The 23,095-nt window shown below is 69.2% G+C and carries 23 protein-coding genes; 7 read left to right on the forward strand and 16 right to left on the reverse strand.

Going from position 1 to position 23,095, the window contains the following annotated elements; translation table 11 throughout:
• The first annotated feature begins 72 nt into the window (after nucleotides 1-72).
• Together ACZ6SF_RS07815 and ACZ6SF_RS07820 are read left to right on the forward strand one after the other, a co-directional pair.
• Nucleotides 73-375: a hypothetical protein gene (locus ACZ6SF_RS07815; RefSeq protein ID WP_466061192.1), complete on the forward strand. Its 303-nt coding sequence runs from the start codon at nucleotides 73-75 to the stop codon at nucleotides 373-375.
• A complete protein-coding gene (locus ACZ6SF_RS07820; protein WP_466061193.1) occupies nucleotides 365-694 on the forward strand; it encodes a hypothetical protein in 330 nt (109 codons plus the stop codon). Before ACZ6SF_RS07815 ends, ACZ6SF_RS07820 begins: the two co-directional genes overlap by 11 nt.
• 80 nt (nucleotides 695-774) lie before the next feature.
• Here ACZ6SF_RS07820 and ACZ6SF_RS07825 read toward each other — a convergent pair whose 3' ends face one another.
• The 4 genes from ACZ6SF_RS07825 to ACZ6SF_RS07840 form a co-directional block, all read right to left on the reverse strand.
• Complete coding sequence (locus ACZ6SF_RS07825; protein WP_466061194.1) at nucleotides 775-1,605, reverse strand: hypothetical protein; 831 nt, start codon at nucleotides 1,603-1,605, stop codon at nucleotides 775-777.
• 201 nt (nucleotides 1,606-1,806) lie between these two features.
• Complete coding sequence (locus ACZ6SF_RS07830) at nucleotides 1,807-2,139, reverse strand: hypothetical protein (RefSeq protein ID WP_466061195.1); 333 nt, start codon at nucleotides 2,137-2,139, stop codon at nucleotides 1,807-1,809.
• A gap of 76 nt (nucleotides 2,140-2,215) precedes the next feature.
• Entirely contained in the window at nucleotides 2,216-4,252 is a 2,037-nt protein-coding gene (locus ACZ6SF_RS07835) for an ATP-binding protein (protein ID WP_466061196.1), read from the reverse strand.
• Between the two features lie 271 nt (nucleotides 4,253-4,523).
• The gene (locus ACZ6SF_RS07840) at nucleotides 4,524-4,964 is read right to left on the reverse strand and encodes an ATP-binding protein (RefSeq protein WP_466061197.1); all 441 of its coding nucleotides are present in this window, start codon (nucleotides 4,962-4,964) and stop codon (nucleotides 4,524-4,526) included.
• 325 nt (nucleotides 4,965-5,289) lie between these two features.
• On the opposite strand from ACZ6SF_RS07840, the gene ACZ6SF_RS07845 reads away from it, so the two are divergent.
• Nucleotides 5,290-5,652 carry an STAS domain-containing protein gene (locus tag ACZ6SF_RS07845; protein ID WP_466061198.1) on the forward strand — a complete coding sequence of 121 codons (363 nt, stop codon included), beginning with the start codon at nucleotides 5,290-5,292 and terminating at the stop codon, nucleotides 5,650-5,652.
• Nucleotides 5,653-5,665: 13 nt separating this feature from the next.
• Here the strand turns inward: ACZ6SF_RS07845 and ACZ6SF_RS07850 are convergent, their stop codons facing one another.
• The 3 genes from ACZ6SF_RS07850 to ACZ6SF_RS07860 are packed head-to-tail and all read right to left on the reverse strand — an operon-like array spanning nucleotide 5,666 to nucleotide 9,014.
• Complete coding sequence (locus ACZ6SF_RS07850; RefSeq protein WP_466061199.1) at nucleotides 5,666-6,109, reverse strand: response regulator; 444 nt, start codon at nucleotides 6,107-6,109, stop codon at nucleotides 5,666-5,668.
• On the reverse strand, nucleotides 6,106-7,767 hold the full coding sequence (locus ACZ6SF_RS07855; protein ID WP_466061200.1) for a sensor histidine kinase: 1,662 nt from the start codon (nucleotides 7,765-7,767) through the stop codon (nucleotides 6,106-6,108). The genes ACZ6SF_RS07850 and ACZ6SF_RS07855 overlap by 4 nt, the downstream gene beginning before the upstream one ends.
• Nucleotides 7,764-9,014, reverse strand: coding sequence for a PP2C family protein-serine/threonine phosphatase (locus tag ACZ6SF_RS07860; protein WP_466061372.1), 1,251 nt, complete (start codon nucleotides 9,012-9,014; stop codon nucleotides 7,764-7,766). Before ACZ6SF_RS07860 ends, ACZ6SF_RS07855 begins: the two co-directional genes overlap by 4 nt.
• Nucleotides 9,015-9,736: 722 nt before the next feature.
• On the opposite strand from ACZ6SF_RS07860, the gene ACZ6SF_RS07865 reads away from it, so the two are divergent.
• Together ACZ6SF_RS07865 and ACZ6SF_RS07870 are read left to right on the forward strand one after the other, a co-directional pair.
• Nucleotides 9,737-10,486: an MHYT domain-containing protein gene (locus tag ACZ6SF_RS07865; RefSeq protein ID WP_466061201.1), complete on the forward strand. Its 750-nt coding sequence runs from the start codon at nucleotides 9,737-9,739 to the stop codon at nucleotides 10,484-10,486.
• A 274-nt stretch (nucleotides 10,487-10,760) separates the two neighbouring features.
• Nucleotides 10,761-11,498, forward strand: coding sequence for an SDR family oxidoreductase (locus tag ACZ6SF_RS07870; RefSeq protein WP_466061202.1), 738 nt, complete (start codon nucleotides 10,761-10,763; stop codon nucleotides 11,496-11,498).
• A gap of 15 nt (nucleotides 11,499-11,513) precedes the next feature.
• Here ACZ6SF_RS07870 and ACZ6SF_RS07875 read toward each other — a convergent pair whose 3' ends face one another.
• Nucleotides 11,514-12,014, reverse strand: coding sequence for a flavin reductase family protein (locus tag ACZ6SF_RS07875; RefSeq protein ID WP_466061203.1), 501 nt, complete (start codon nucleotides 12,012-12,014; stop codon nucleotides 11,514-11,516).
• A 38-nt stretch (nucleotides 12,015-12,052) separates the two neighbouring features.
• On the reverse strand, nucleotides 12,053-12,466 hold the full coding sequence (locus ACZ6SF_RS07880) for a DUF302 domain-containing protein (protein ID WP_466061204.1): 414 nt from the start codon (nucleotides 12,464-12,466) through the stop codon (nucleotides 12,053-12,055).
• 271 nt (nucleotides 12,467-12,737) lie between these two features.
• Here ACZ6SF_RS07880 and ACZ6SF_RS07885 point away from each other — a divergent pair, with 271 nt between their 5' ends.
• Nucleotides 12,738-13,811, forward strand: a complete 1,074-nt coding sequence (locus tag ACZ6SF_RS07885) for a class I SAM-dependent methyltransferase (RefSeq protein WP_466061205.1) — start codon at nucleotides 12,738-12,740, stop codon at nucleotides 13,809-13,811.
• Between the two features lie 22 nt (nucleotides 13,812-13,833).
• Here the strand turns inward: ACZ6SF_RS07885 and ACZ6SF_RS07890 are convergent, their stop codons facing one another.
• From ACZ6SF_RS07890 to ACZ6SF_RS07915, 6 genes are read right to left on the reverse strand one after another with little or no spacing between them, the layout of a single operon-like run.
• The gene (locus tag ACZ6SF_RS07890; protein WP_466061373.1) at nucleotides 13,834-15,087 is read right to left on the reverse strand and encodes an allantoate amidohydrolase; all 1,254 of its coding nucleotides are present in this window, start codon (nucleotides 15,085-15,087) and stop codon (nucleotides 13,834-13,836) included.
• Nucleotides 15,088-15,098: 11 nt separating this feature from the next.
• Nucleotides 15,099-16,424: an FMN-binding glutamate synthase family protein gene (locus tag ACZ6SF_RS07895; protein WP_466061206.1), complete on the reverse strand. Its 1,326-nt coding sequence runs from the start codon at nucleotides 16,422-16,424 to the stop codon at nucleotides 15,099-15,101.
• Between the two features lie 19 nt (nucleotides 16,425-16,443).
• Complete coding sequence (locus ACZ6SF_RS07900; protein ID WP_466061207.1) at nucleotides 16,444-17,172, reverse strand: protein glxC; 729 nt, start codon at nucleotides 17,170-17,172, stop codon at nucleotides 16,444-16,446.
• Nucleotides 17,157-18,056: a class II glutamine amidotransferase gene (locus ACZ6SF_RS07905; RefSeq protein ID WP_466061208.1), complete on the reverse strand. Its 900-nt coding sequence runs from the start codon at nucleotides 18,054-18,056 to the stop codon at nucleotides 17,157-17,159. The genes ACZ6SF_RS07900 and ACZ6SF_RS07905 overlap by 16 nt, the downstream gene beginning before the upstream one ends.
• Nucleotides 18,057-18,083: 27 nt before the next feature.
• A complete protein-coding gene (gene glnT, locus ACZ6SF_RS07910; RefSeq protein ID WP_466061209.1) occupies nucleotides 18,084-19,439 on the reverse strand; it encodes a type III glutamate--ammonia ligase in 1,356 nt (451 codons plus the stop codon).
• Between the two features lie 41 nt (nucleotides 19,440-19,480).
• Complete coding sequence (locus ACZ6SF_RS07915) at nucleotides 19,481-20,671, reverse strand: NAD(P)/FAD-dependent oxidoreductase (RefSeq protein ID WP_466061210.1); 1,191 nt, start codon at nucleotides 20,669-20,671, stop codon at nucleotides 19,481-19,483.
• A gap of 247 nt (nucleotides 20,672-20,918) precedes the next feature.
• Between ACZ6SF_RS07915 and ACZ6SF_RS07920 the strand changes: the two genes are divergently transcribed.
• Nucleotides 20,919-22,277 (forward strand): ammonium transporter, encoded by a 1,359-nt coding sequence (locus ACZ6SF_RS07920; RefSeq protein ID WP_466061211.1) that lies wholly within the window; start codon nucleotides 20,919-20,921, stop codon nucleotides 22,275-22,277.
• Between the two features lie 51 nt (nucleotides 22,278-22,328).
• On the opposite strand, the gene ACZ6SF_RS07925 is transcribed toward ACZ6SF_RS07920, so the two are convergent.
• On the reverse strand, nucleotides 22,329-23,003 hold the full coding sequence (locus tag ACZ6SF_RS07925) for a helix-turn-helix domain-containing protein (RefSeq protein ID WP_466061212.1): 675 nt from the start codon (nucleotides 23,001-23,003) through the stop codon (nucleotides 22,329-22,331).
• Nucleotides 23,004-23,095 lie beyond the last annotated feature (92 nt).

The following is a 23,095-nucleotide window of genomic DNA, read 5'->3' on the forward strand; positions in this document are numbered from 1 at the left end:
GCCCCGGTTCGGGGTTCGGCGGCCCGGGGCGCTGGGCCGGTGGGTAATACCGGAGTATTATCGTGGGCACCCGTGGCACATGGGCAGTACGAATGGTGGATTGGAGCGTACGAGCTTCTCGACCGCAGTGGAGTCGAGCCCTGGGAAGTGATGGAGGTGCTGTACTCCCCGCAGCGATGGCCCCGCACGGCGACCAGCCGCGAGGGACTACCGATTCCGACCGTCTGGGGGCGCACCGGCGACGGCCGCGCGCTCGTGGTGGTCCTGCGGTGGTTGCGCGCCGATTCCCGCTGGCAGATTCTGTTCGCCCTGCCGATGCGACCACGTCAACTCGCCGAGTACACCGCATGGGAGGCGAACCGCGATGATCGATAACGACCCCGTCCCCGGTTTTCCGCGCACACCGGAGGCCGCCGGGGATTTCCTGGATTCGCTCGGCTACGACGATGCCGCGCCGGCGCCGTCCCTGCCGCCGGCCTCCGATCGGATCGAGCAGGGCATGGTGCCCACCTCGTTCAAATGGTCACCCGAGATGCGCGACCGCGTCCGGCGCAAGGCCGCCGAACACGGAATGACCGCCTCCATGCTGATCCGCCAGTATGTGGAGATGGGCCTGATGAGCGAACAGCCGCAGCGGATGATCCCGCTCGCGGACGCGGTCCGCGCGCTCACCAGCCTCCCGAACTCCGCCTGAGGGCATCGCGCCCGTCCGGCGGAGTTCCCGCCGGACGCGCTCCGGTACCCGCACCGGAGCCGCGGCGCGGTACGCGGTGCTCAGCCCCGGACCGCACCGGGCTCGGGAGCGGCCAGTTCCGGAGCCGGGGCCAGCGCCCGCGGCGGCGCGCTCAGCGCGTGTGCCGCGCCGAGCCCGGCGCCGATACCCGCGCCGATGCTCGCCAGCGGTACCGACATCAGCGCCGCGCCGTAGGCCGCGCCCACCGGGACCGCCGCGAGCCCGATCGGCGCGAACGGAGCGCCGACGGCGAACCCGATCGCACCGCCGACACCGGCCCCGATCGCCGCGAACGGAGCCGAGGCCACCGCACCCGCGGCGGCGCCCAGCGCGGCGGCGCCCAGCGTCTGCCCCGCGACCCGATCCGAGCGGGTGCGTTCCATCCCGACCGAATCGAGGAAGGTGGCGAAATTCGCCTCCGTGATCGCGGCACCGTCGTTGATCTGCACAGCGTGCTCACGGGGCAGCCACTCCGGCGACTGCACCTGCACGTCCCCGAACCGCAGGGCTCCCGGCGGCGGCGCGATCGGCGGCACCGGATCGACCGGGCCCGGCGCGTGCAGCGCTTCCAGTGGTGACAGATACTCCCCCGCCGGTACCGGGCGCGCCCACTGCAGCGAGCTCAGGGTGTCATCGGGGATATGGCGCCCGAGATAGGGCCGCACATTGGGAGCCTCGGCGTAGGGCCACTGCTCCGTATCCGCCGCCTCCTCGCCGGCCGCGGCGGGAACGCTCTCGGCGACCGGCGTGGAGAACACCGCGGGGTCGGCGTAGTCGGTGGTGCCCACCGGACTCCCGGCGCCGGTTTCGGCGTTCGCCGTACCGTTGCCGACCAGTGCGAGAACCACCGGGACCGCCCCCGCCACGACCATGGACCCCATCTTCCGCCGACGCGGACTGACTGCTCTGTGCTTGCCGGTGCCCATCTATCGCCTTTCATCCTGAAAGAGATGTTGTCGTTTCACATTCGGATCCACGCCCCGGCCCGGATGGGTCGGGGACGCCGCGTGGAACCCGGAAAACGCCTACCACCACTACTTTCAGGAATGTTCAGGCCACTGGATGCCGGTGCGTCAGGGTGCCGGACAGGACGGCCGGCACGGGGCCGGAGTGGGAGTGCCCGCGGGGATCGGCTCGGAGCCGAAATCGGCGGTGCTCACCAGGATCATCACCAACAGCGCCACACCGACCACGAAGCCGAAGATCAGAACGGTGGGCCACAACCAGCTGCCGCGCATGGGATTCTCCTCGGTGATCGGCACCACCGGGGCCGCCGAGCCCTCGGGGTTCACCAGATCGTCGGCGTCGATCGGGTTCATCGGGTTGAGCGGACTCGACGGGTCGAGCGGGTCCGCCGGGTTGACCGGGGTCACCGGGTTGTAGTCGGTGCCGTCGTTATCGGCCATCAAGCCACCTCCAGTGGGTATCGCGGACCGTATACCCGAATCCGGGCGCGGGTCACCGGATCCGGGCGGGTTCCGGTCAGCCCGCGGTCGCGCCGGAGGCGCCGGTATCGCGCTGATCACCCAGGCGCATGGCGTCGACCCGGTCGAGGAAATCGCGATGCGCGCGCAATGTCGAGTCGAGCAGTTCACGCCAGGTGCGCCGATCGATGCGGTGATCACTGCCGAGCGAGGACAGCGAGGCCGGCCGGAGCCGGTCGATATGGTCGACGATGAAGGTCAGCCGGCGCCGTGGGAACTGCCGGCCGATCCGCGGATTCTCGTCCAGGAACGTCTCCAGCATATGCAGGTAGTTGACGGCGCGACTGTATTCCTCGTCGGTGAGCCGGTAGTCCATCCGTTTGATCTCGACGATCCACAATTCACCGGAATCGTGCAGCAGCACGAAATCGGGCTCCCGCTTCTCGCTGCCGATGGCCGTGGTGACCAGGGCGGTACCCGTCTGCTGGTGGTACCAGCGTTCGAACGCGCCGCGAACCCTTTTCAGCGATTCGTTCATACCCAGCGGCGTCCATTCGGGAGCCAGCAACCACGGTGCGCGTTCGATCAATTCCTGGAACGGCCGCTCCAGTGAGTACCGATCGTCGATGAGGGACTGCAGCCTGTTCACCACCGCCACCCGCTCCGAGGCGATCTGACCCAGGGAATACACTTCGGCGACCCGGGCCGTTTCGAACAGGGCGATAACGATATCGAGCCTGTTACCGGTGTCCTCCGCGACTTCTTTGAGGGTTTCCAGCAGACTGCGCTGGGGCCCCAGCGACAGTGCGAGCCGCACGATCCCGGCGATATGGTCCTCGTCCTCGAGCGCGGCCCGATCCTTGTTGTCGACCAGGATCCGCGCCGCGTCCATGACCGATTTCCGGAAGATACGGTCCTGCGGTGCGATCGCCTGCAGGGTGCTGTGAATTTCCGACCGCTGCAGGAATTCCTCCCAGACACGCTTTTTCACCGAGTTCTCGCCGAGCCGGCCGAGTTCGCGGATCAGATTCCGGCCCCAGGACGCCAGCGCCTCACCACGCTCGGAATTCCAGATGATGTCCTGACGGTCGGACCGCACCAGATCCTCTTCGTCGTCGAGCCAGTCGACATGAATCGCGCCCACCAGATACGAACGCAACTTGAACTCACCGGTGAAACCCGCGGGGACCGCGAAATCGCGGGTCTGTGCCACCAGTTTCCCGCGCGCGTAGATCCGCACCCCGGCCATCGCATCGTCGCGGTAGGGCTGTTTCGCGTAGGCGATCCAGCCCGTCACCGGCAGGAACCGGGCCCCGAGTTCCACCGGGCGGTCACCGAGGTCGATCCGGGTCTCCTCCATGACATCGACCGGCAGATCCCGCAGCACGAACCGCTGGACCTGATCGCCGGCGGCGACGCTGTTGCGTACCTCGACCTGCCAGTCCCGGCGTTCGAGCCCGAAGCGGGCGGCGAGCTGACGGCTCAGCTCGGGCCCGGAGGCCACCCGCTTGCGCAGGAAATCCCGCAGGATGATCGTGGTGCCGCGCTCGGTGCCCAGGGTGCCGTCCAGCGGCCCGGGGCGGGGGTGATAGTCACGCTCGGTATCGGAGAGCATCTCGTCGAGGCTCATCACGATATTCGCGACCCGCCACCCCTGCTCGCCCCGCTCCGGATCGGCGCCGCCGACCGAGATCACCTCGATGGTGCGGCAGATCCCGAAGGCCGCCAGTTTGCCTATCCCCTTCCGGCCCATCACCGGACGGCTCCGGTACCGGGACAGATCGCTCCCGGTCCGGATCCGCCGGTCGGAGCCGACCCGCAGATAGTGGTCGTTGATCTCGGCGGCGGTCATCCCGTGGCCGTTGTCCCGGACGATTATTCGATACGGTTCGTGTTCGGCGGCTCGGACCGTCCCCGCGAGCGTCACTCCCCAGGGCAGCGATACCTCGACCCGGGTCGCGTCGGCATCGTAGGAATTGGCGATCAATTCGGCCAGCACCGCGGAAACCCGGTCGTACAGCCGGATACCGAGTTTGTCGATGGTCAGCCGGCTGATCCGCATCGTGTACTTCGGCGAGTCGGTCTCGTCGGTCATCTGGGCTCCGATCGCCCGGCGCATTCCTGCGCGTGAAATCCGCTGTCCTCCATTTTTCTTCGCGGAATCGACCGGAAGCCCAATACCGGACAAAGAATTCATAACGGGCGAATACGCCGATAATCCATACGCTGCGGCGAATTTCGGCCCACCCGAGGGATTCACCGATAATCGGTAACCGCGCGGACACCCTCCGGGCGTGTTCCGTTCCCCCGGAATTCGGCATATGCCCGGATCCCTCCCGTGGAAACCCCCGTGCCGAGAATCGGCGTCAATCGATCGGCAGGCCGTCCGGGCGCGCCAGCGGTATCCGCATATCGACGGTCGTACCGCGCGACGAGGACACGACCTCTACATCGGGAATCAGCGCCCGGATGATCGCCATACCGCGCCCGCGGGCGGTATTCGGGCCGTGATCGGGTGTCTTCCAGCTGCCCCTGTCGGTGACCGTGACGCGCAGCCCCGACGGATCGGCCGAGTAGGACAGCCGGATCGTGCCGCCGTCGCCGCGGTGGCCGTGTTCGACGGCGTTGGCGCAGGCCTCCCCCACCGCCAGCAGGATGTCGTAGGCCAGGCGCTCGTCGAGCGCGATACCGGACAGCCAGGCCTGCACCGCATGCCGGACGCGGACCAGCTCCTCGGGTCTGGCCGGGAACTCCAGGGCCGTTCTGCGCGGCGGATCGGCCAGTCCGGGCGGGCGTGATCTCGTCACCTCATCGCCTCCTAGTAGGTCTCGCCGGCGGACGGCGTAGGCGGTACCGGTCCGCGGCTTCGAGTGCGTGCTCGCGATAGCCATACCCATTCGGCGACCCCGCATGCGATCGAGCGGCGGTGATCACTGTCCCGGTCACCCGGCCGGCCCGCCGATACCACCGCGGCGGGTGGTAGCCCTGCTGACCTGGACGGCTGCGGTGACTACCGGGGCCCGGATCGGGTAAGTTGACTGCGGATACCGCTTACGGCCCTGCCGCGATCCGCGGCGGGGCCTCGATGCTGCAGAGGTGAGAAGTGGCGTATTGCGAGCTGGGAGGCCGACGGTGAGCGGCGACAGCGCGTCCCGCATACTCGATGTGCGGGAGCACACCGAGGACGGCATCGCGATCGTCACCGTGCACGGTGAAGTGGATATGGCCTCGGCCCCGCAGTTGCAGTCGGCGCTCGAGGAGATCCAGCGCGGCGGGAAACCGATGATCGTGGATATGTCCGAGGTCGGGTTCCTCGGTTCGGCCGGGCTGAGCGTGCTCCTGGTGATCTCCGAGGCCGCCGCCCAGGGCGGGCTGCGGGTGGTGGCCTCCGAGGCCGTCCGCCGGCCCATCGAGCTCACCGGTCTGGACAAGCTGCTGGCGGTCTACGGCTCGCTCGACGCGGCGCTGGCCCCGGAGACCGGCGCCGCGTCCTGATTCCGTCCCGCGGCTACTGGCCGCGGGGCAGCCGCACCACCTGCACGAAGAAATCGTCGATCTGCTTGATCGCCGCCACGAACTGGTCGAGATCGACCGGTTTGGTGACGTAGGCGTTGGCGTGCAGTTTGTAGCTGCGCAGGATGTCCTCCTCCGCGGCCGAGGTGGTGAGCACGACCACCGGGATATGGGCGAGATCGGGATCGGCCTTGATCTTCTCGAGGACCTGCCGGCCGTCGTATCTCGGCAGGTTCAGATCGAGCAGGATGAGATCGGGGCGGGGCGCGTCGCCGTATTCGCCGTTCCGGTAGAGGAAATCCAGGGCTTCCTGGCCGTCGTGGGCGACATGCAGCGTATTGCCGATCTTGTTGTCCTCGAACGCCTCCCTGGTCATCAGCTCGTCACCCGGATCGTCCTCGACGAGCAGGATATCGATCGGCTGTCCGGGTATCGTCATGCTTTCGCTCCTTCGTGGGCGGGTGGGGTCGCGGCGTCGGAGCCGTCGGGTTCGGCGGTGGCAGCGGTATCCGCGGCCACCGGTTCGGCATCGGCGGACCGCAGAGTGAAACAGATCCTGGTGCCGCCGGTGTGGCCGGTATCGATCCAGATCCGGCCACCGTGGTATTCGACGATCTTCTTGCAGACCGCCAGCCCGATTCCGGTTCCGCTGTACTCGTCGCGCGCGTGCAGGCGCTGGAAGATGACGAAGACCTTCTCCGCGAACTCCGGTGCGATCCCGATACCGTTGTCGGTCACCGAGAAGACCTCCTCCGGTGATTCACCGTCGCGCCGGTCGATCTCGATGCGGACCACCGGCGCGAGATCCGGAGTGCGGAATTTGATCGCGTTGCTGACCAGGTTCTGCCACAGCATGGTGAGCAGGGTGGGGTCGCCGACGATCTCGGGCAGTTCGGCGGGTCGTTCGACCACGGCGCCGGTGTCCTCGATCGAGGTCGACAGATTGTTCAGCGCCTTGTCCAGCGGCCGGTCCAGCCACACCGGCTCGGCGGTGTCACCGACCCGGCCGACCCGGGAGAAGGTCAGTAGATCGTTGATCAGGACCTGCATTCGTTTGGCCCCGTCGACCGCGAAGTCGATGTACTGCTTGCCGCGATCGTCGAGCCGGTCGGCGTAGCGCTTCTCCAGCAGCTGACAGAACGAGGCCACCTTCCGCAGGGGTTCCTGCAGATCATGGGAGGCCACATAGGCGAACTGCTCCAGTTCGGCATTGGAACGCCGCAGCTCCTCGGCCTGCAGATCCAGTTCGGCCTTCTGCTGTCGTAACTGCGCACTGCTCGACTGTGACGACGCGAGTTCGGCGACGATGCGCCGCCGCATACCCTCGACCGCCTCGGCGACCTGCGCGACATCGGCGGGTCCCCGGGGATCGATGTGATGGTCGAATTCCCCGTTGCCCACCCGCAGCGAGGATTCGGTGAGTTCGGCGAGCGGGCGGACGACGAGCCGGCGCAGCAGCACGGTCAGCACGGTGCCGGTCAGCAGGAACACCAGCACCATGCCCAGCAGCACCAGGTTGCGAATCGTCCGTGAACGTTCCAGGGCGTCGCGGTCGGCCTCGACCGCCGCCACCAGATGATCGTTCTGGGCGGTGAAAACGGTACGGAGCTGGTCGAACACGGTTTTGGCGCGGACCGCGGTGGCGGCCGCGCGTTCCTGGGCGCCGCTGACGGTACCGGTCGCGGCCAGTGGATCGGCGTAGTCGGTGCGCCACTGCTGCGACAGTTGTTCGATGGCGTCCACATCGGCGAGCAGATCGTCCCGGTCGGCCAGGAGCTCGCGCAATCGCGCGGTGGCGCGGGCCTGATCGCGCCGGCCTTCGGTATAGGGCTCCAGGAATTGCGGATCGGCGGCGATCGCGTATCCCCGCAGCCCCGTCTCCTGATTGACCAGGGCGCTCTGTAACCGGTAGGCCTCGGCGGAGGCGGGCTGCGTCTCCTCGACCAGGCGGTCGGTCACGGCGACCGTATCGGCGATGACCCGTGCGCCGGCCAGAGCGCCGAGCAGGACCACCAGAATCATCAGCACGAAGACCAGCTGGAACCAGGCGCGCGCGGTCAGTCTGCCGACGACCGTCCGAGAGTCGGTTGCCGTCATGGGCGCGTCCCTTTCCGCGCCGGGTTCCAGCGCACGTTCATGATGGCCAGATCATCGTCCAGGCCACCGGCGTCGACGGCCAGGGCCTCGACCCGGCCGATCAGCTCGTCCACGAAATCCTCCGGATGACACCCGGGAATGGTCCGGGCGACCCTCAGCAGACCGTCTTCGCCGAGCCGCTCCCCCCGGTCGCCCACCCGGCCCTCGAACAGACCGTCGGTGAAAAGGGTCAGCCCGGCATCGTCGGCGAGATCCATCTCGGTGGCCGGCCATTCCGCGCGGCCGGGCATGAAACCCAGGGCCGCACCGCCCGGGACCTCGAGCCAGCTCAGCTCGCCGCCGGAGTGGTGCAGCATCCCGGGATGCCCGGCGCGCCGGATCCGGACCCGCCCGGCCGCCGGATCGAACACCAGGCTGGTGGCGGTCGCGAAGGTCTGCCGATCGGTTCGCTCGGCGAGCAGCACTTCCTCCAGCAGCCGCAACCGGCGCTCACCGGTCACCCCGGTGAGAACCAGGGTCCGCCAGGCCAGCCGCAACGCGACCCCCGCGGCCGCGGCATCGGGACCGTGCCCGGAGACATCGCCGATCACGGCATGCACCGATCCGTCACCGACCTGCACGACATCGAAGAAATCGCCGCCCAGCAGCGAATGCGCGCGGCCGGGCCGGTACCGCGACACCACCTCCACGGTTCGTTCGGCGCCGAGCAGCGGAGTCGGCAGCAGCCCGCGTTCGAGCCGGGCGTTCTCCGCGGCGCGCATCTGGCTGGCCTGCAGTGCCGCGCTGGTCCGTTCCGCTTGTTTACGCTGGATCGCGTAGCGCACCGCGCGGGCGAACAATTCCGGTTCCACCCGGCCCTTGACCAGGTAGTCCTGCGCGCCGGAGGCCAGTGCCGCCAGGCCCGTGCGTTCCTGGTCGAGGCCGGTCATCACCACCACGGCGACCTGATCGTTGTGCGCGCGGACCCCCGCCAGCGCGTCGAGACCCTGGGCATCGGGCAGACCGAGGTCGAGCAGGACACAGTCGGGGACCTCCGCCCGCAGCCGATCACCGGCCTCGGCGACCGAGCGCACCCACACCAACCGCATATCGGCTGCCGCGTCGGCGACCAGTTCCTCGACGAGCAGGGCATCGCCGGCGTCGTCCTCGACCAGCAGCACGACCGGTTCCCGCGGCGACCCGCCGGCCTCCTCGACCGGCCCGAGCCCGGCGCCGAAGGTATCACCTCGCACGCTCACCACCGGCATATCGGCAGGTGCGCGCGCTCGGGGCGAGAAGACACCGATATCGTCCGGGTCTCCGTCCACGAACAGCGCGGATCCCCGCGGCTGGCACCGACACCTTGGCCTCCGATCACACAGGAAACGGCGCCGAGCCGCGCCCACTCACTCAGCGGCCGGTTGCTGGACCGAGAGGCAGCATGATCGTAGCGGATACGAGGACGCGGCAGCGATACGGAGCACGCGGTCCACGGATCCCCCGACGGCGGCCGGATGGATACCCGGCGCCGCGGTTTCCGGAGGTGTACGCCGGATGGCCCATCGAGGTCTACGTCGCTATTGCGCCAGGTCATCGGCTCGCGCCACAGGTGCCCGCGGCCGCGGACGGCTCAGTTATGAACCGGTTATCGAGACGGCGGGACCCGCCTGCGGAGAGGGACCGACACCTCCGGAGGGAGCGCCGTTCCGGCGGGGCACAGCGCGCCGCGCCGTCCCGCGTGGTCATGAACACCGGGCATCCGGCACACTTTTCGGCGGACCCGGCCCGCCGTCCGAACCCGTTCGGGCGGACGGGAACTCGCCCACCGGGAAACGCACTATTGCGGATTCACGATGACGCCCGAGCCGAATGTGATTGATACCACTGGCTTTCAAGCAAATGATCAGCACACGGCACCGGCCCTGTTGTCGTACGGTCGAGGCCCGCGAAACACCGAATAACCGGATCGCCCGGCACAACCTGGATGGACATGCTGCACCTCGAACACTTCGCGTTCGGCTGGCTCACACCGGCTCTCGCGTTCTTCCTGTCGGCAACGGGCTGCGCGATCGGACTGCAGTGCACCAAACAGGCGCGGCTCGGCCGCCGGCGATTCGGCTGGCTGGTGCTGGCCGCCTTCGCGATCGGCGGAACCGGGATCTGGGTCATGCATTTCATCGCGATGCTGGGATTTGCGATCGACGGCGCGCAGATCCGCTTCGACGTCCCGTTCACGGTGCTCAGCGCGGTGATCGCGGTCGTGGTCGTGGGTATCGGCCTGTATCTGGCCAGTTCGCCGCGGGCGGGCGTCGTGACCCTGGCGGCCGGTGGCGTGATCACCGGGCTGGGGATCGGCGCCATGCACTACACCGGGATGTACGCCATGAAAACCGACGCGCATATCGACTACGACGGGGTGCGGGTGGCGCTCTCCCTGGTGATCGCCGTGGTCGCGGCGACGGCCACGCTCTGGTTCAGCGTGCGGTCCTGGGGGGTGGTGTCCACGGTGGGCGCGGCCCTGGTGATGGCCGCCGCCATCGCGACCATGCACTACACCGGGATGTCGGCGATGCACGCGCATCCGGTCAGCGGCGCCCCCGATCCGCAGGGCGCCGAGGCGTTCCAGGTGCTGGGCCCGCTCCTGGGCGGCCTCAGCATCCTGACGCTGGTCCTGCTCATCGGGGTGACCATGGCGTTGACGAATCCGCACGGATCGCCGCGGACCGGCAGCTCCGCCTGACCGTCCGGGCCGGTCCGCGCGATCAGCCGAACAGGCCCCGTACGAACGGCACCGAATCCGGCAGCGAGGCATCAACCGTCGCACTGTGAAACGACGAGCGTCGGCGGCACACGGCCCGGCGCGGGATCTGTGCAGGTCTCGAATTCATCAACTCCCGCGCACCCCGTTCCGCTGCGAGTTCGCTGGTGGAAAGCTGTACGCCGATGCCGGCGCTCCTTTCGACCACTGCGAACCCGGCCCGACCCCACGGCCGGGCCGCGAAAGGTTGAGAATCATGAAGCTGACAGTCATCGGCGGTACCGGGCGAATCGGCTCACAGGTCGTCGGAAAACTGACCGCGGCCGGTCACGAGGTCGTTCCGGCGGCACCGTCCACGGGCGTGGACCTGATCACCGGCGAGGGAATCGACGCGGCGGTGGCCGGGGCCGACGTCGTGGTCAACCTGGCGAACTCACCGACGTTCGATGAGGCGTCGCTGGACTTCTTCCGCGTCTCGGCCGGAAATCTGCTCGCCGCGGGCGAGCGCGCGGGCGTCGGGCACCAGGTCGTCCTGTCCATCGTCGGCGTGGACCGGGTGCCGCAGCTGGACTACTACCGCGCCAAGACCCTGCAGGAGGAACTGGTCGCGAAGGGCCCGACGCCGTATTCGATCGTCCGCGCGACGCAGTTCTTCGAGTTCGTGGACTCGGTACTGGGCTGGACCACCGACGGGAACACCGTCCGGCTGCCCACGACCCGGCTACAGCCGATGGCCGCCGCCGATGTCGTCGACGCGGTGGTCGGCGTCGCCACCGGGACTCCGCTGCAGGGGATCCGGGAAGTGGCCGGGCCGGATGTGTTCCCCCTCGACGATCTGGGCCGGATCACACTGGCCGCGCAGCGCGACGACCGGATCGTGGTCACCGACGAGACCGCGGGGATGTTCGGCGCGGTGGAGGGCGATGTCCTGATCGCGGGCCCGGATGCGCACCTGGCGCCCACGCACTACCGGGACTGGATCCGGACGGCCTGACGCCCGGGCCCCCGATCAGGCCGGGTGGCCCGGTTCCAGCGAGCCCATATGACGCATCCGCAAGGCCGGCGGCGCGGACTCCGGCACGTGGCCCTCCTCCGGCGCCAGCAGGAGTCCGAGGTGGTCGCCGAAATCATGGCGCGCGAGGATACGCCCGCAGAACCAGGCGAGGGCGTCACGCAGCACCGGTACCCCGTGCGGGCCGGGATCCCAGGCGCACCGGGCGAATTTGTCGATCTCGTCGCCGGTCCGGCCGCCGAACAGTTCTGCCAGGGCGCGGGCGCCGGAATCGAGAAGGTGCACGGCGGCGTACCCGGCGTCCCCCGCCACCCGGTGAGTGTGGTTGGTCTCGGAGATACAGATCAGGAATCGAGGTGGGTCGATACCGACCTGCGACGCGAATCCCACCAGGCATCCGGCCCGCCGGGTCCCGTCGTCGAGCGTGACCACGTAGACCGGGGCGTCGGCGGCGGCCACGAAGGCGTCGAACGCGCGGTGGTCGCGGTTGTCCGGCATGGCCCGTGTATACCAGGCCGCGCCGGAACGCCGGACCGTCAGGCGGTGGCCGGATCCGCGGTCAGGGTGGCCAGCGCCGCCCGGAGTTTGGCGGCCGCCTCCGCGGCGACGGGCCGCAGTTCCGGTTCGCCGGTGACCTCGACCATCACATCGGGGTTCATGGCCTCGACCAGGATCGTCGCGGCGTCCGCGGGATCCCGGCGGACCACCACGTTGCACGGCAGCAGCAGGCCGATACGCCGGTCCACACCGACCGCTCGATGCGCCAGCGGCGGATTACAGGCGCCGAGGATGAGATAGTCCTCCATCTCCACACCGATCTTGCGGTGCAGGGTGGCGCGCATATCGATTTCGGTCAGCACGCCGAAACCCTGATCGGCGAGCACGGTGCGGGTGCGTTCGACCGCATCCGCGAACGAGGTGTGCAGCACGGCGGACAGGGCGAGGGTCATGGGTGCGCCTCCTTCGGCTCCGAGTACGAGGTTTCCCGGCGTGCGATGGACCGGACAACGGCTCGTCGACTTCTCCACGGGCAGCGGTCGCGGATATCGCCCGCGAGCCCGGCAGCAACCGGATCCACGCGTATCCGCGCACTGAGGCCGACTATACCCCCTAGGGTATTTACCCGGACTCACGGGGCGGCGGCCCACTGGCCCGGCACCTCCCGCGACCCGCGTGTAGCAATACGCTATTACCGCAGGTGATGATCGGTAGTCTCGGGATATGAGCGCCGACAGCGATACCGCACCGGCGGTGGCCGACCGAATCTTCCACGCCGTCCTCGGCGCCGTCGATATGCTCGCGATCTATCTCGGCGACCGTCTCGGCTGGTATCGCAGCCTGGCCGCCGACGGGCCCGCGACCGCGGGGGAACTCGCCACACGCACCGCGACCCATCCCCGTTACGCCCGGGAATGGCTGGAACAGCAGGCCGTCACCGGTCTGCTCACCGTGCACCGCGACGGTCCGGCCGACGAGCGGGTGTTCGCCATCTCGCCGGCCACGGCCGAGGTGCTGACCGACCCCCACAGCCTCGAATACCTGGCGCCGATCGCGCGCCTGTTCGGCGCGGCGGGGCCCGCGCTGCCGAAACTGCTCGAGGCCTATCGCACCGGCGGCGGTGTCGGCTGGGACGAACTCGGCGACGATGCCCGCTACGGCCAGGCCGACGGTAACCGTCCCTGGTACGAGCACCGCCTCGCCGCGGCCCTGGCGACCGTGCCCGAAGTGGACACCGTCCTGCGCGGCCCCGGTGCCCGCATCCTGGATATCGGCTGCGGCGCCGGGTGGTCGGCGCTCGCGCTGGCTCGCGCCTATCCGGAGGCCCGGGTACTCGGGGTCGATATCGACGCGCCCTCGGTCGAGGCGGCGCGGCACAATGCCGCCGCGTCCGGTCTCGGCGAGCGGGCCGAGTTCCGGGTATCCGACGCCGCGCGGCTGCCCGCGGGCGACGCCGATATCGCGTTCGCCTTCGAATGTGTGCACGATATGCCGCGCCCGGTGGAGGTGCTGGCGGCGGTCCGGCGGGCACTGGCGCCGGGCGGATCCCTGGTGGTGATGGACGAGGCGGTCGCCGACGAATTCGCCCCGGACGGCGGCGACCTCGAACGGCTGATGTACGGCTTCAGCCTGTTCGTCTGCCTGCCCGACGGGATGTCGAGCCCGCCGAGTGTGGGCACCGGCACCGTGATGCGGCCCGCCACGCTACGCCGGTACGCTCTCGACGCGGGTTTCACCACCGTCGACGTCCTGCCCATCCAGGATTTCGGCTTCTGGCGCTTCTACCGCCTCACCTGACACCGGCCGGCGCGCGTCCGTCTCACCCCGGTGCCGCGGCCGCCGCGCCGTCGGGACCCACCCAGTCGGCCATGACCTCGGCCAGCGCCCGCACTCCGGCGTGACAGTCCGAATCCCGCGCGAACTCGGCGGGCGAATGCGAGACCCCGGTGGGATTGCGCACGAACAGCATCGCCGTCGGCACCACCTCCGAGAGGATCCCGGCATCGTGCCCGGCGGCGGTCGGCAGGACCGGAACCTCGCCGAGGTGGGCCAGCGCCCGCGCTATGCGGGCGCGGGTGGGAGCGGGGAATTCGACGACAGGGGTGACGGATTCGGCCTCGATCCGCAGGCCGATCCCGGACGCCGCGGCGTCCCGGCCCGCCTGGTCGCCGATATCGGCGACCAGGCGGCGCAGTGTGTCCTCGTCGGCGGCCCGGGCGTCGAGCCAGGCCAGAACCTCCGAGGCGATGGCGTTGGCGCCGTTGGGCAGTACCCGCACCTTGCCGAAGGTCGCCACCGCCGCATGGAGTTCGGCGGCGCGGCGGGCCGTGAGAACGGTGCCGGCATAGGTGAGCATCGGATCGCGCCGGTCGGGCAACCGGGTCGCTCCCGCGTGATTGGCCTCACCGGTGAACGCGAAGACCCACCGCCCGTGCGGCCAGATGGAGGAGGCCACCGCCACCGGATGGCCCAGAACGTCCAGGGCGCGGCCCTGTTCGACGTGCAGTTCCACGAACACCCCCACCCGGCGCGCCAGCGCCGGGTCCGGACCCAGACTGCGCGGGTCACGCCCGGCCCGGGTCAATGCCTCGGCGAGGGCGAGCCCGTCGGTATCACGCAGGCCCAGCGCCCGGTCCGGGGCCAGTGCCCCGGTGCTCAGTTGCGACCCCACACAGGCCACCCCGAACCGGGCGCCCTCCTCGTCGCTGAACGCCACCACCGCCACCGGCCGCCGGGGCACGATCCCGCGCGCCCGGATCTCGTCGACGGCGGCGAAGGCGCTCACGATACCCAGCGGCCCGTCGAACGCGCCGCCGTCGGGCACCGAATCCAGATGCGAGCCGGTGACGAAGGCGTCGACGGGGTCACCGGTCCATCCCGGCGGCAGCCACCACGCCCACAGATTGCCGTTGCGATCCGCCTCCACCGTCATCCCGCGGGCCGCCGCGCAGCCGGTGAACCATTCGCGCAGGGTGAGATCGGCATCGTTCCAGGCGTAGCGCCGGTACCCCCCGGTATCCGGGGACCGCCCGATATCGGCGATCTCCTGCCAGAGGGTATCGAAGGCCCGCACCGTCGAACCCGTCATATCCGCCCCGGAATCCAGGTCGTACCGGCCAGCGGCACCCCCGCCATCGCGGCGGCCTCGACGGTCAGCGCCACCAGATCCTCCGGTTCGAGATTGCGCAGATGCGATTTGCCGCAGGCGCGGGCCAGTGTCTGCGCCTCCATGGTGAGCACCCGCAGATAGTTCGCCAGCCGCTGCCCGGCGGCCACCGGATCGAGGTTGCGGGCGAGTTCGGGGTCCTGGGTGGTGATACCGGCCGGGTCGCGGCCCGCCTGGAAATCGTCGTAGCAGCCGGCGGCCGAGCCGAGGGCGGCGTACTGCTCGGCGTAGCGCGGGCTGTTGTCCCCGAGTGCGATGAGTGCGGCGGTCCCGATCGCCACCGCGTCCGCGCCCAGGGCCATCGCCTTGGCGACGTCGGCGCCGCTGCGGATCCCGCCCGATACGATGAGCTGCACCTTCCGGTGCATATCGAGTTCCTGCAGCGCCCGTACCGCCTGCGGCAGGGCCGCGAGCGTCGGGATGCCGACGTGTTCGATGAACACGTCCTGGGTCGCGGCGGTACCGCCCTGCATACCGTCGACCACCACGACATCGGCGCCGGCCTGCACCGCGAGTTTCACGTCGTAGTAGGTCCGGGTCGCCCCGACCTTCACATAGACCGGTGTGCGCCAGCCGGTGATCTCACGCAGCTCGATGATCTTGATCGCGAGATCGTCGGGCCCGGTCCAGTCCGGGTGCCGGCAGGCCGAGCGCTGATCCACCCCCTGCGGCAGGGTGCGCATCCGGGCCACCCGCTCGGTGATCTTCTGTCCCAGCAACATCCCGCCGCCGCCGGGTTTGGCACCCTGCCCGAGCACGATCTCGATGGCGTCGGCCTTGCGCAGATCGTCGGGATTCATCCCGTACCGCGATGGAAGATACTGGTAGACGAGCTTTTCCGATTGACCGCGTTCTTCGGCGGTCATACCGCCGTCACCGGTGGTCGTGGAGGTGCCCACCGCGCTCGCGCCCCGCCCGAGCGCCTCCTTCGCCGGACCCGACAGCGCCCCGAAACTCATCCCGGCGATGGTGACCGGGATATCGAGATGCAACGGCTTCTCGGCGTAGCGGTCACCGAGTACGACATCGGTATCGCACCGCTCCCGGTACCCCTCGAGCGGATAGCGGGACATGGAGGCGCCCAGGAACAGCAGATCGTCGAAATGCGGTAGCGGGCGTTTGGCGCCCCACCCCCGGATATCGTAGATACCCGTCTCGGCCGCGCGCTGGATCTCGGCGATCACCGGACGCGGGAAGGTTGCGGATTCACGCAGGGCCGGATTCGGCGGTGCGGGAGTGGTCATAGCGGTCTCCTGGTTCGGCTCAGTAGGCGCCGAGGTTGTCGACGTGGAAGTTGTAGAGGGTGCGCGCCGAGCCGTAGCGGGTGAAATCGCCCGGGTCGGCGTCGAATCCGGCTGCCGCGAGCAGTTCGCGCAATTCGGCCAGATGTTCGGCCCGCATCGGCTTCTCGACACAGTCCGCGCCGAGCGAGGCGACCGTGCCGCGGACGTAGATCCGCGCCTCGTACAGCGAATCACCCAGCGCCGCACCGGCGTCGCCGCAGACGACCAGGCGTCCGGCCTGCCCCATGAAGGCGCTCATATGCCCGATATCGCCGCCGACCACGATATCCACGCCCTTCATCGAGATACCGCAGCGCGCGGCCGCGTTCCCCTCGATCACCAGGAGCCCGCCGTGGGCGGTGGCGCCGGCCGACTGGGAGGCGTCGCCGGTGACCCGGACGGTCCCCGACATCATGTTCTCCGCCAGGCCCACCCCCGCGTTGCCGTGCACCGTGATATCGGCCCGCTGATTCATTCCCGCGCAGTAGTAGCCGACATGGCCCTGCACGGTGACCTCGATATCGTCGTCGAGCCCGCAGGCCACGGCATGCGCGCCCCGCGGCGCCGTGAGGGTCACCCGGCGCGGGGCGCCGGCGGCGTGCAATACGGCGTTGACCTCCCGGACCGTGTGAATTCCCAGGTCCAGGAATACCGCCGCCTCGGGTTCGGCGCGGGTGACGGGCGCCGCGGCGCTCACTGTCGGTGCCATACGTAGATCTCCTCCGGTTCGGGTTCGAAGAGGCGGGCCCGGTCCACGCCGGGCAGCGCGGCCAGCGCCCGGAATTCCGAGGCCATGGCCACCCACCGCTCGGTTTCGGCGACCACCGCGGGTTTGCAGGCGATCGGATCGCGCACCACCGCGAAGGATTCACTCGTCGCGACCAGCAGGGTGTAGAAGCCGTCGAAACGTTCGGCGAGCAGGCGCAGCGCCTTGTCCAGATCGGCGCCCTCGGCCAGTTGCCGGGCGATGAAGCGGGCGCCCACCTCGGTGTCGTTCGCACTGTCGAATACGACCCCGGCCCGTTCGAGTTCGTGCGCGACGCTCATATGGTTCGAGAACGACCCGTTGTGCACCAGGCACTGATCGGGCCCGACCGAGAACGGATGCGAACCCGCCGCCGTGACAGCCGATTCGGTGGCCATCCGGGTGTGGGCCACGCCCTGCCAGCCCGCCGCCGACGGCAGCCCGAACCGGCGGGCGAGCGCACTCGGATCACCGACACCCTTGAGCACCGCGAGGTCGTGACCGGACCCGATGACCCGGGCCGTCGGCGCCGCCCGGCGGGCCGCCTCGACCAGGGTCCGGGTATCGGTGTCGGCGTAGAGCAGGGTGGTCGGTTCCAGGTCGATACCGGTGACCAGCGCGCCGATATCGATACCGATCTCCGCGGCCAGTTCCCCGGCGGATACCGGCGCGTCGAGCAGGCTGACGGTCACCGCGCCCGGCGGCGACCACGCCGGATCACCGTAGATGGCCATACCGGCCGAATCCGGGCCGCGCTCGCACATCTGGTCGAGCATGCCGGTGAGCAGTTCGCCCAGCCGGGGATAGAGCGCCGGATCGCGCAGGTGCAGGCCGACTATTCCGCACATCGATAACTCCTCGTACTGTCGCGAATATCAGAAAGCGGTCAGGTATTCGTCGATTTCCCAGGCGGATACGGTGTTGTGCCAGGCGAAGAATTCCTCCCGTTTGAGCCGGGAGAAGTATTCGCCGACACCCGCACCCGCACCGTCGAGAGCCCCGGACACCACCGGATCGGCGTCGAGCGCGTCCATCGCGTGCAACAGGGTCATCGGCAGCATGTCGCCGCCGGGCCCGGCACCGGGGGCGCCGGGGTCGAGTTCGCGGGCGATCCCGTCCAGCCCGGCCGCCACCCCGGCGGCGACGGCCAGATACGGGTTGGCCGAACCGTCTCCGCCGCGCAGTTCCACCCGGTTCCCGTCGGGGACCCGGAGATAGTGGGTGCGGTCGTTTCCGCCGTAGGTGGCGTACCGGGGCGACCAGGTGGCGCCGCTGCTGGTGGAGACCGCGCCCAGCCGTTTGTAGGAGTTCACCGTCGGGGCCAGCACCGCCTGCAGGGCGCAGGCGTGCTCGAGCAGCCCGCCGATGAAGGAATAGGCGAGCGGCGACAGTCCCAGGCCGCGGGTATCGGCACCGTCGGGAAACAGCGACTTCTCCGCGTCCCACAGCGACAGGTGCAGATGCATCCCGGAGCCGGTGCGGTCGGCGAAAGGTTTGGGCATGAAGGTGGCCCGCATACCGCGTTTCTCGGCGATCACCGAGAGCAGATATCGCGCGGTGATCACCCGGTCGGCGGTCGTCATGGCCTCGGCGTAAGCGAAGTTCTGTTCGAACTGGCCGTTGGCGTCCTCGTGATCGCTGGCGTAGTTGCCCCAGCCCAGGGTGTTCATAGCGGCCGAGATCTCGGTGAGGTGGTCGTACATCCGGGTCACGTCGCGAGCGTCGTAACACGGCTGCCGGCTGGTGTCGGAGCGGTCCGCGGTGTGCAGGGTGCCGTCGGCGTCCCGATTCACCAGGAAGTATTCGATCTCCGCGCCGACCTTCACGGTCAGCCCGCGCGCCGCGGCACGCCGCAGCGCCTCGGCCAGGACGACCCGCGGCGCGAACGGCCAGGGCTTGCCCTCGACATGCGGATCGCAGTGCACCAGCGCCAATCCCGGGCGGACGAACGGGATCGGGGTGAACGAGGCCGGATCCGGGACCGCGACCAGATCGGGGTCGGCGGGCCGCTGACCCATCGTGCCGGCGGCGTACCCGGCGAATCCCGCGCCGTCGGCCTCGAGCTGGTCCACCGCTTCGACCGGCACCAATTTGGCGCACGGTTTTCCCGACAGCGTCGTGAACAGCGCGAGGATGTAATCGATACCCCCGGCCCGGGCCAGCGCGCCGAGTGTCGCGGGCGCGGCGGCGGGGGCGCCGGAGACCGGCGCGGGTGCGGTGTCGAGTGCCATGGGAACTCCAGGTGGTCGATCGGTCGAAAGGTGGTCGAGGCTCAGCGCATCTCCCCCGCGCCCGCGTACGGGTGCGGACTCACCAGGGGCGCGCCCTCGGCGAAACGGGAGTAGCGGAAGTCGGCGGCGTCGACGCCGGGGAGGTCGGTTTTTCCGGCGGTGAGCAGATCGGCCGCCAGCCGCCCCACGGCGGGCGAGATCTTGTAGCCGTGCCCGGAGAAACCCGTGGCCAGGAACAGCCCGTCTACGGGCGCGGGCCCGATGATCGGGTTGTAGTCGGGGGTCACGTCGTAGGCGCCGACGTAGGACCCGGTGATCCGCGGATCGGGCATCCCCGGCAGCCGGTGACCGAGTTTGCCGATCACGGTGTCGACGGTGCCCTCGTCCGCGCGGTTCACGTAGCGATCGGGGTCGATGTACTCCGGGGCCCGATGATCGGAATTGCCCACCAGCAGTTCGCCGTTGGGTTCCCGGCACAGATACGACAGCCCGGCCAGGTCGGAGAGCACCGGGACCCGCGGCAGCGGCGCGCCCTGATCCACCAGGATCAGTTGCGCGCGCTGGGCGCGCACGTCCACCTCCACCCCGGCGCTCACCGCGAGACCGGGCGTCCACGGCCCCGCGGCCAGAACCACCGTCCCGGCGTGGATCTCGGTTCCGTCACCGAGCCGGACCCCCACCACCGCGCCGTCCGGTCCGGTGATCAGCTCCCAGACCGGTGTGGTCTGCCGGAGACAGACGCCGAGCCGGCGGGCGGCGGCGCCGAACGCCATACCCGCGAGGTAGGCCTCACCGCGACCGCCGAGCGGTTCGTAGGCGAAGGCCGCGAAATCCTCGACGTACAGACCGGGCCACAACTGGGCCATCTCCGCGTGGTCGATGAACCGGACGTCGATGCCGAGCCCCTGCATCATGGCGACATTGGCGCGCAGCGGGGCGATATTGTCCGCGCCCACGCCCACCACATAGCCGCACTGCTGATAACCCATATCGTCGCCGAACAACTCGGCGGCCCGGGTGAAGACGTCCACCCCGTACCAGGCCATGGCCGCCAGTGAGGGCACGCCGTAGTGGCAGCGCACCACACCGCTGGACTTACCGGTCATCCCCGAGCACAGGGTGTCCCGTTCCAGCACCACGACGTCGGTTTCCCCCCGGTCGGCCAGCGACCACGCGATGGCCAGCCCCTCGAGCCCGCCGCCGACGATCACGTAGTTATGGGTTTCCCTCACCGGCATCCTCGCTTGAGTTTCCTGTGACTATCTTCTGTCCTTTCTCATGAAACTCTCGCCAGATGACAGCCGGGTTACGTCCGGGTCAGTACCGCGTCACGTGAAAACTGGTGCGCAACGGGGCGGGAGTTAACACGAAAGTCACCCGCGGATCGATTTCCGCAACGTAACGGGACGTCTACTGATAGACGAACCGGTCCACTATCGCGAGACGATCGGCACCGGACGCAACGAAGATGAGGGAAACATGACAGAAGCCATCGCCGCGGCCGATACCGCGTGGATACTCGCGGCATTCGCCGCCGTCAGCCTGATGGTGCCCGGCCTCGCCATGTTCTACGGCGGCATGGTCGGCATCAAGAACACACTCAATATGGCCATGATGACCTTCGGCGCGTTCGCCGTGGTCGGAGTGCTGTGGATCCTCTTCGGATACTCGGCCGTCCTGGGCAACTCACTCGGCGGCATCGGCCTGCTCGGCGACCCGTTCGAATACTTCGGCTCCTCCGATATGCTCACCGCGCCCGCCGAACCCGGCCTGCCGCCGGCTCTGGTCTCGGGCTTCCAGTTGCTGTTCGCCGTGATCACCGTGGCCCTCATCTCCGGCGCGGTGGCCGACCGGATGAAATTCGGCGCCTGGATGCTGTTCGCCGGAATCTGGGCGACGCTCGTGTACTTCCCGGTGGCGCACTGGGTCTTCGCGTTCGACTCCGAGGACGGATCGGTGGTCGGCGGCTGGATCGCCAATACGCTGGGCGCGATCGACTTCGCCGGTGGTACCGCCGTCCACATCAACGCGGGCGTCGCGGCACTGGCGCTGGTGCTGATCCTCGGTAAACGCGGCCTGTTCCCGAATCCGCCGCGGCCGCACAACCTTCCGCTGACGATGCTCGGATCCGGCATGCTGCTGTTCGGCTGGTTCGGGTTCAACGGCGGCTCCGCTCTCGCGGCGGGTAACAGCGCCTCGGTGGTCGTCCTGAACACCGTCGCCGCCGCGTCGGCGGGTATCTGCGGCTGGCTGATCGTGGAGAAACTGCGCGCCGGGCACGCCACCTCGCTGGGCGCCGGCTCCGGACTCATCGCCGCGCTCGTCGGAATCACCCCCGCCTGCGGCGCCGTCTCCCCGATCGGCGCGCTGATCATCGGCGCGGCGGCCGGCGCGGTGTGCTGCCTGGCGGTATCGCTGAAATTCCGGTTCGGCGTGGACGATTCCCTCGACGTGGTCGGCATCCACCTCGTCGGCGGTATCCTCGGCACCGTTCTCATCGGCCTGCTCGCCGACCCCGCGGCGCCCAACGGCGTCGCCGGGCTCTTCTACGGCGGCGGAGTCGATGTGCTCTGGCGTCAGGTCGTGGCGGTGCTCGCCGTCCTCGCGTTCACCTTCGTGGTCACCGTCGTCATCGCGAAGGTCATCGATATGACGCTGGGCCTGCGGGTCCCGGCCGAAAGCGAGCTCGAGGGCCTGGACGTCTCGGTCCACGGCGAGATGGCCTATGTCCTGGAACTCGCCGCGGCCGAAGCCGGGAAGCCGGTCCGGCCCGCCGAGGCGGTGGCCGCGGCCGAATCGCTCACCGCCGACGCGGCCCGCGCGCACGTGAACGACTGACACCCCGCCCGTGACGGGCCGGTCCCCCTCCTTCCCCGGGGACCGGCCCGTTCACTTCTCCTCGTGATTGTCCGGATAGGCGGTCACCGCGAGGAAACGAATCGGTAGCCGCACCAGATCGTTGGGGCCGTGGATCCCCTCCCCGTCGAGCAGCAGCGAATCCCCCGGCCGCAGCGTGTACTCCGCCGTCCCGTGGCCGTAGACCATCACCCCCTCGAGCATGTAGATCAACTCCGTGCCCGCGTGCTGGAAACGCGGGAACACCTCACTGTCACTGGTGAGCGTCACCAGCACCGGTTCCAGCCGCTTGTGCTGGCCGCGCAGCGAACCGAGCAGTTCGTAGTGGTGCCCGATCCGGGTGCCGCGACCGACGATCACCGCCCCCTGCCCCGCCGCGACGTAGACGGCCTCCCGGACGGTGTCGGCATCACGGAACAACGAGGTCACCGGCACATCGAGGCCGGCGGCGAGCCGGGCCAGGGTCGAAAGACTGCACGAGGTCTGCGCGTTCTCGATCTTCGACAGCATCGCCTTGGAGATGCCGACCTTGGCGGCCATATCGGCGACCGACAGCCCGCTGGACCGGCGCAGGGCCCGGACCTGCCGCGCGATCGCCGCCTCCAGATCACCGCCGGTGGGCGGGGCGCCGATCACCTCTCGCTGCACCGGCGCCGGATCACCGGTGTCGCGGTGGATCTGCTGGGTTCTCGGCGTGCTATCGGTCATCGACCAACTCTAGTCGAGGTTTCCTGCTAGTGGACAGCGGCACGCGTCACAGTCGTGCGGCCGATCCATTACGACGCCGAACCCGCACAGCA

The organism is Nocardia sp. NPDC049935, from assembly GCF_055586645.1.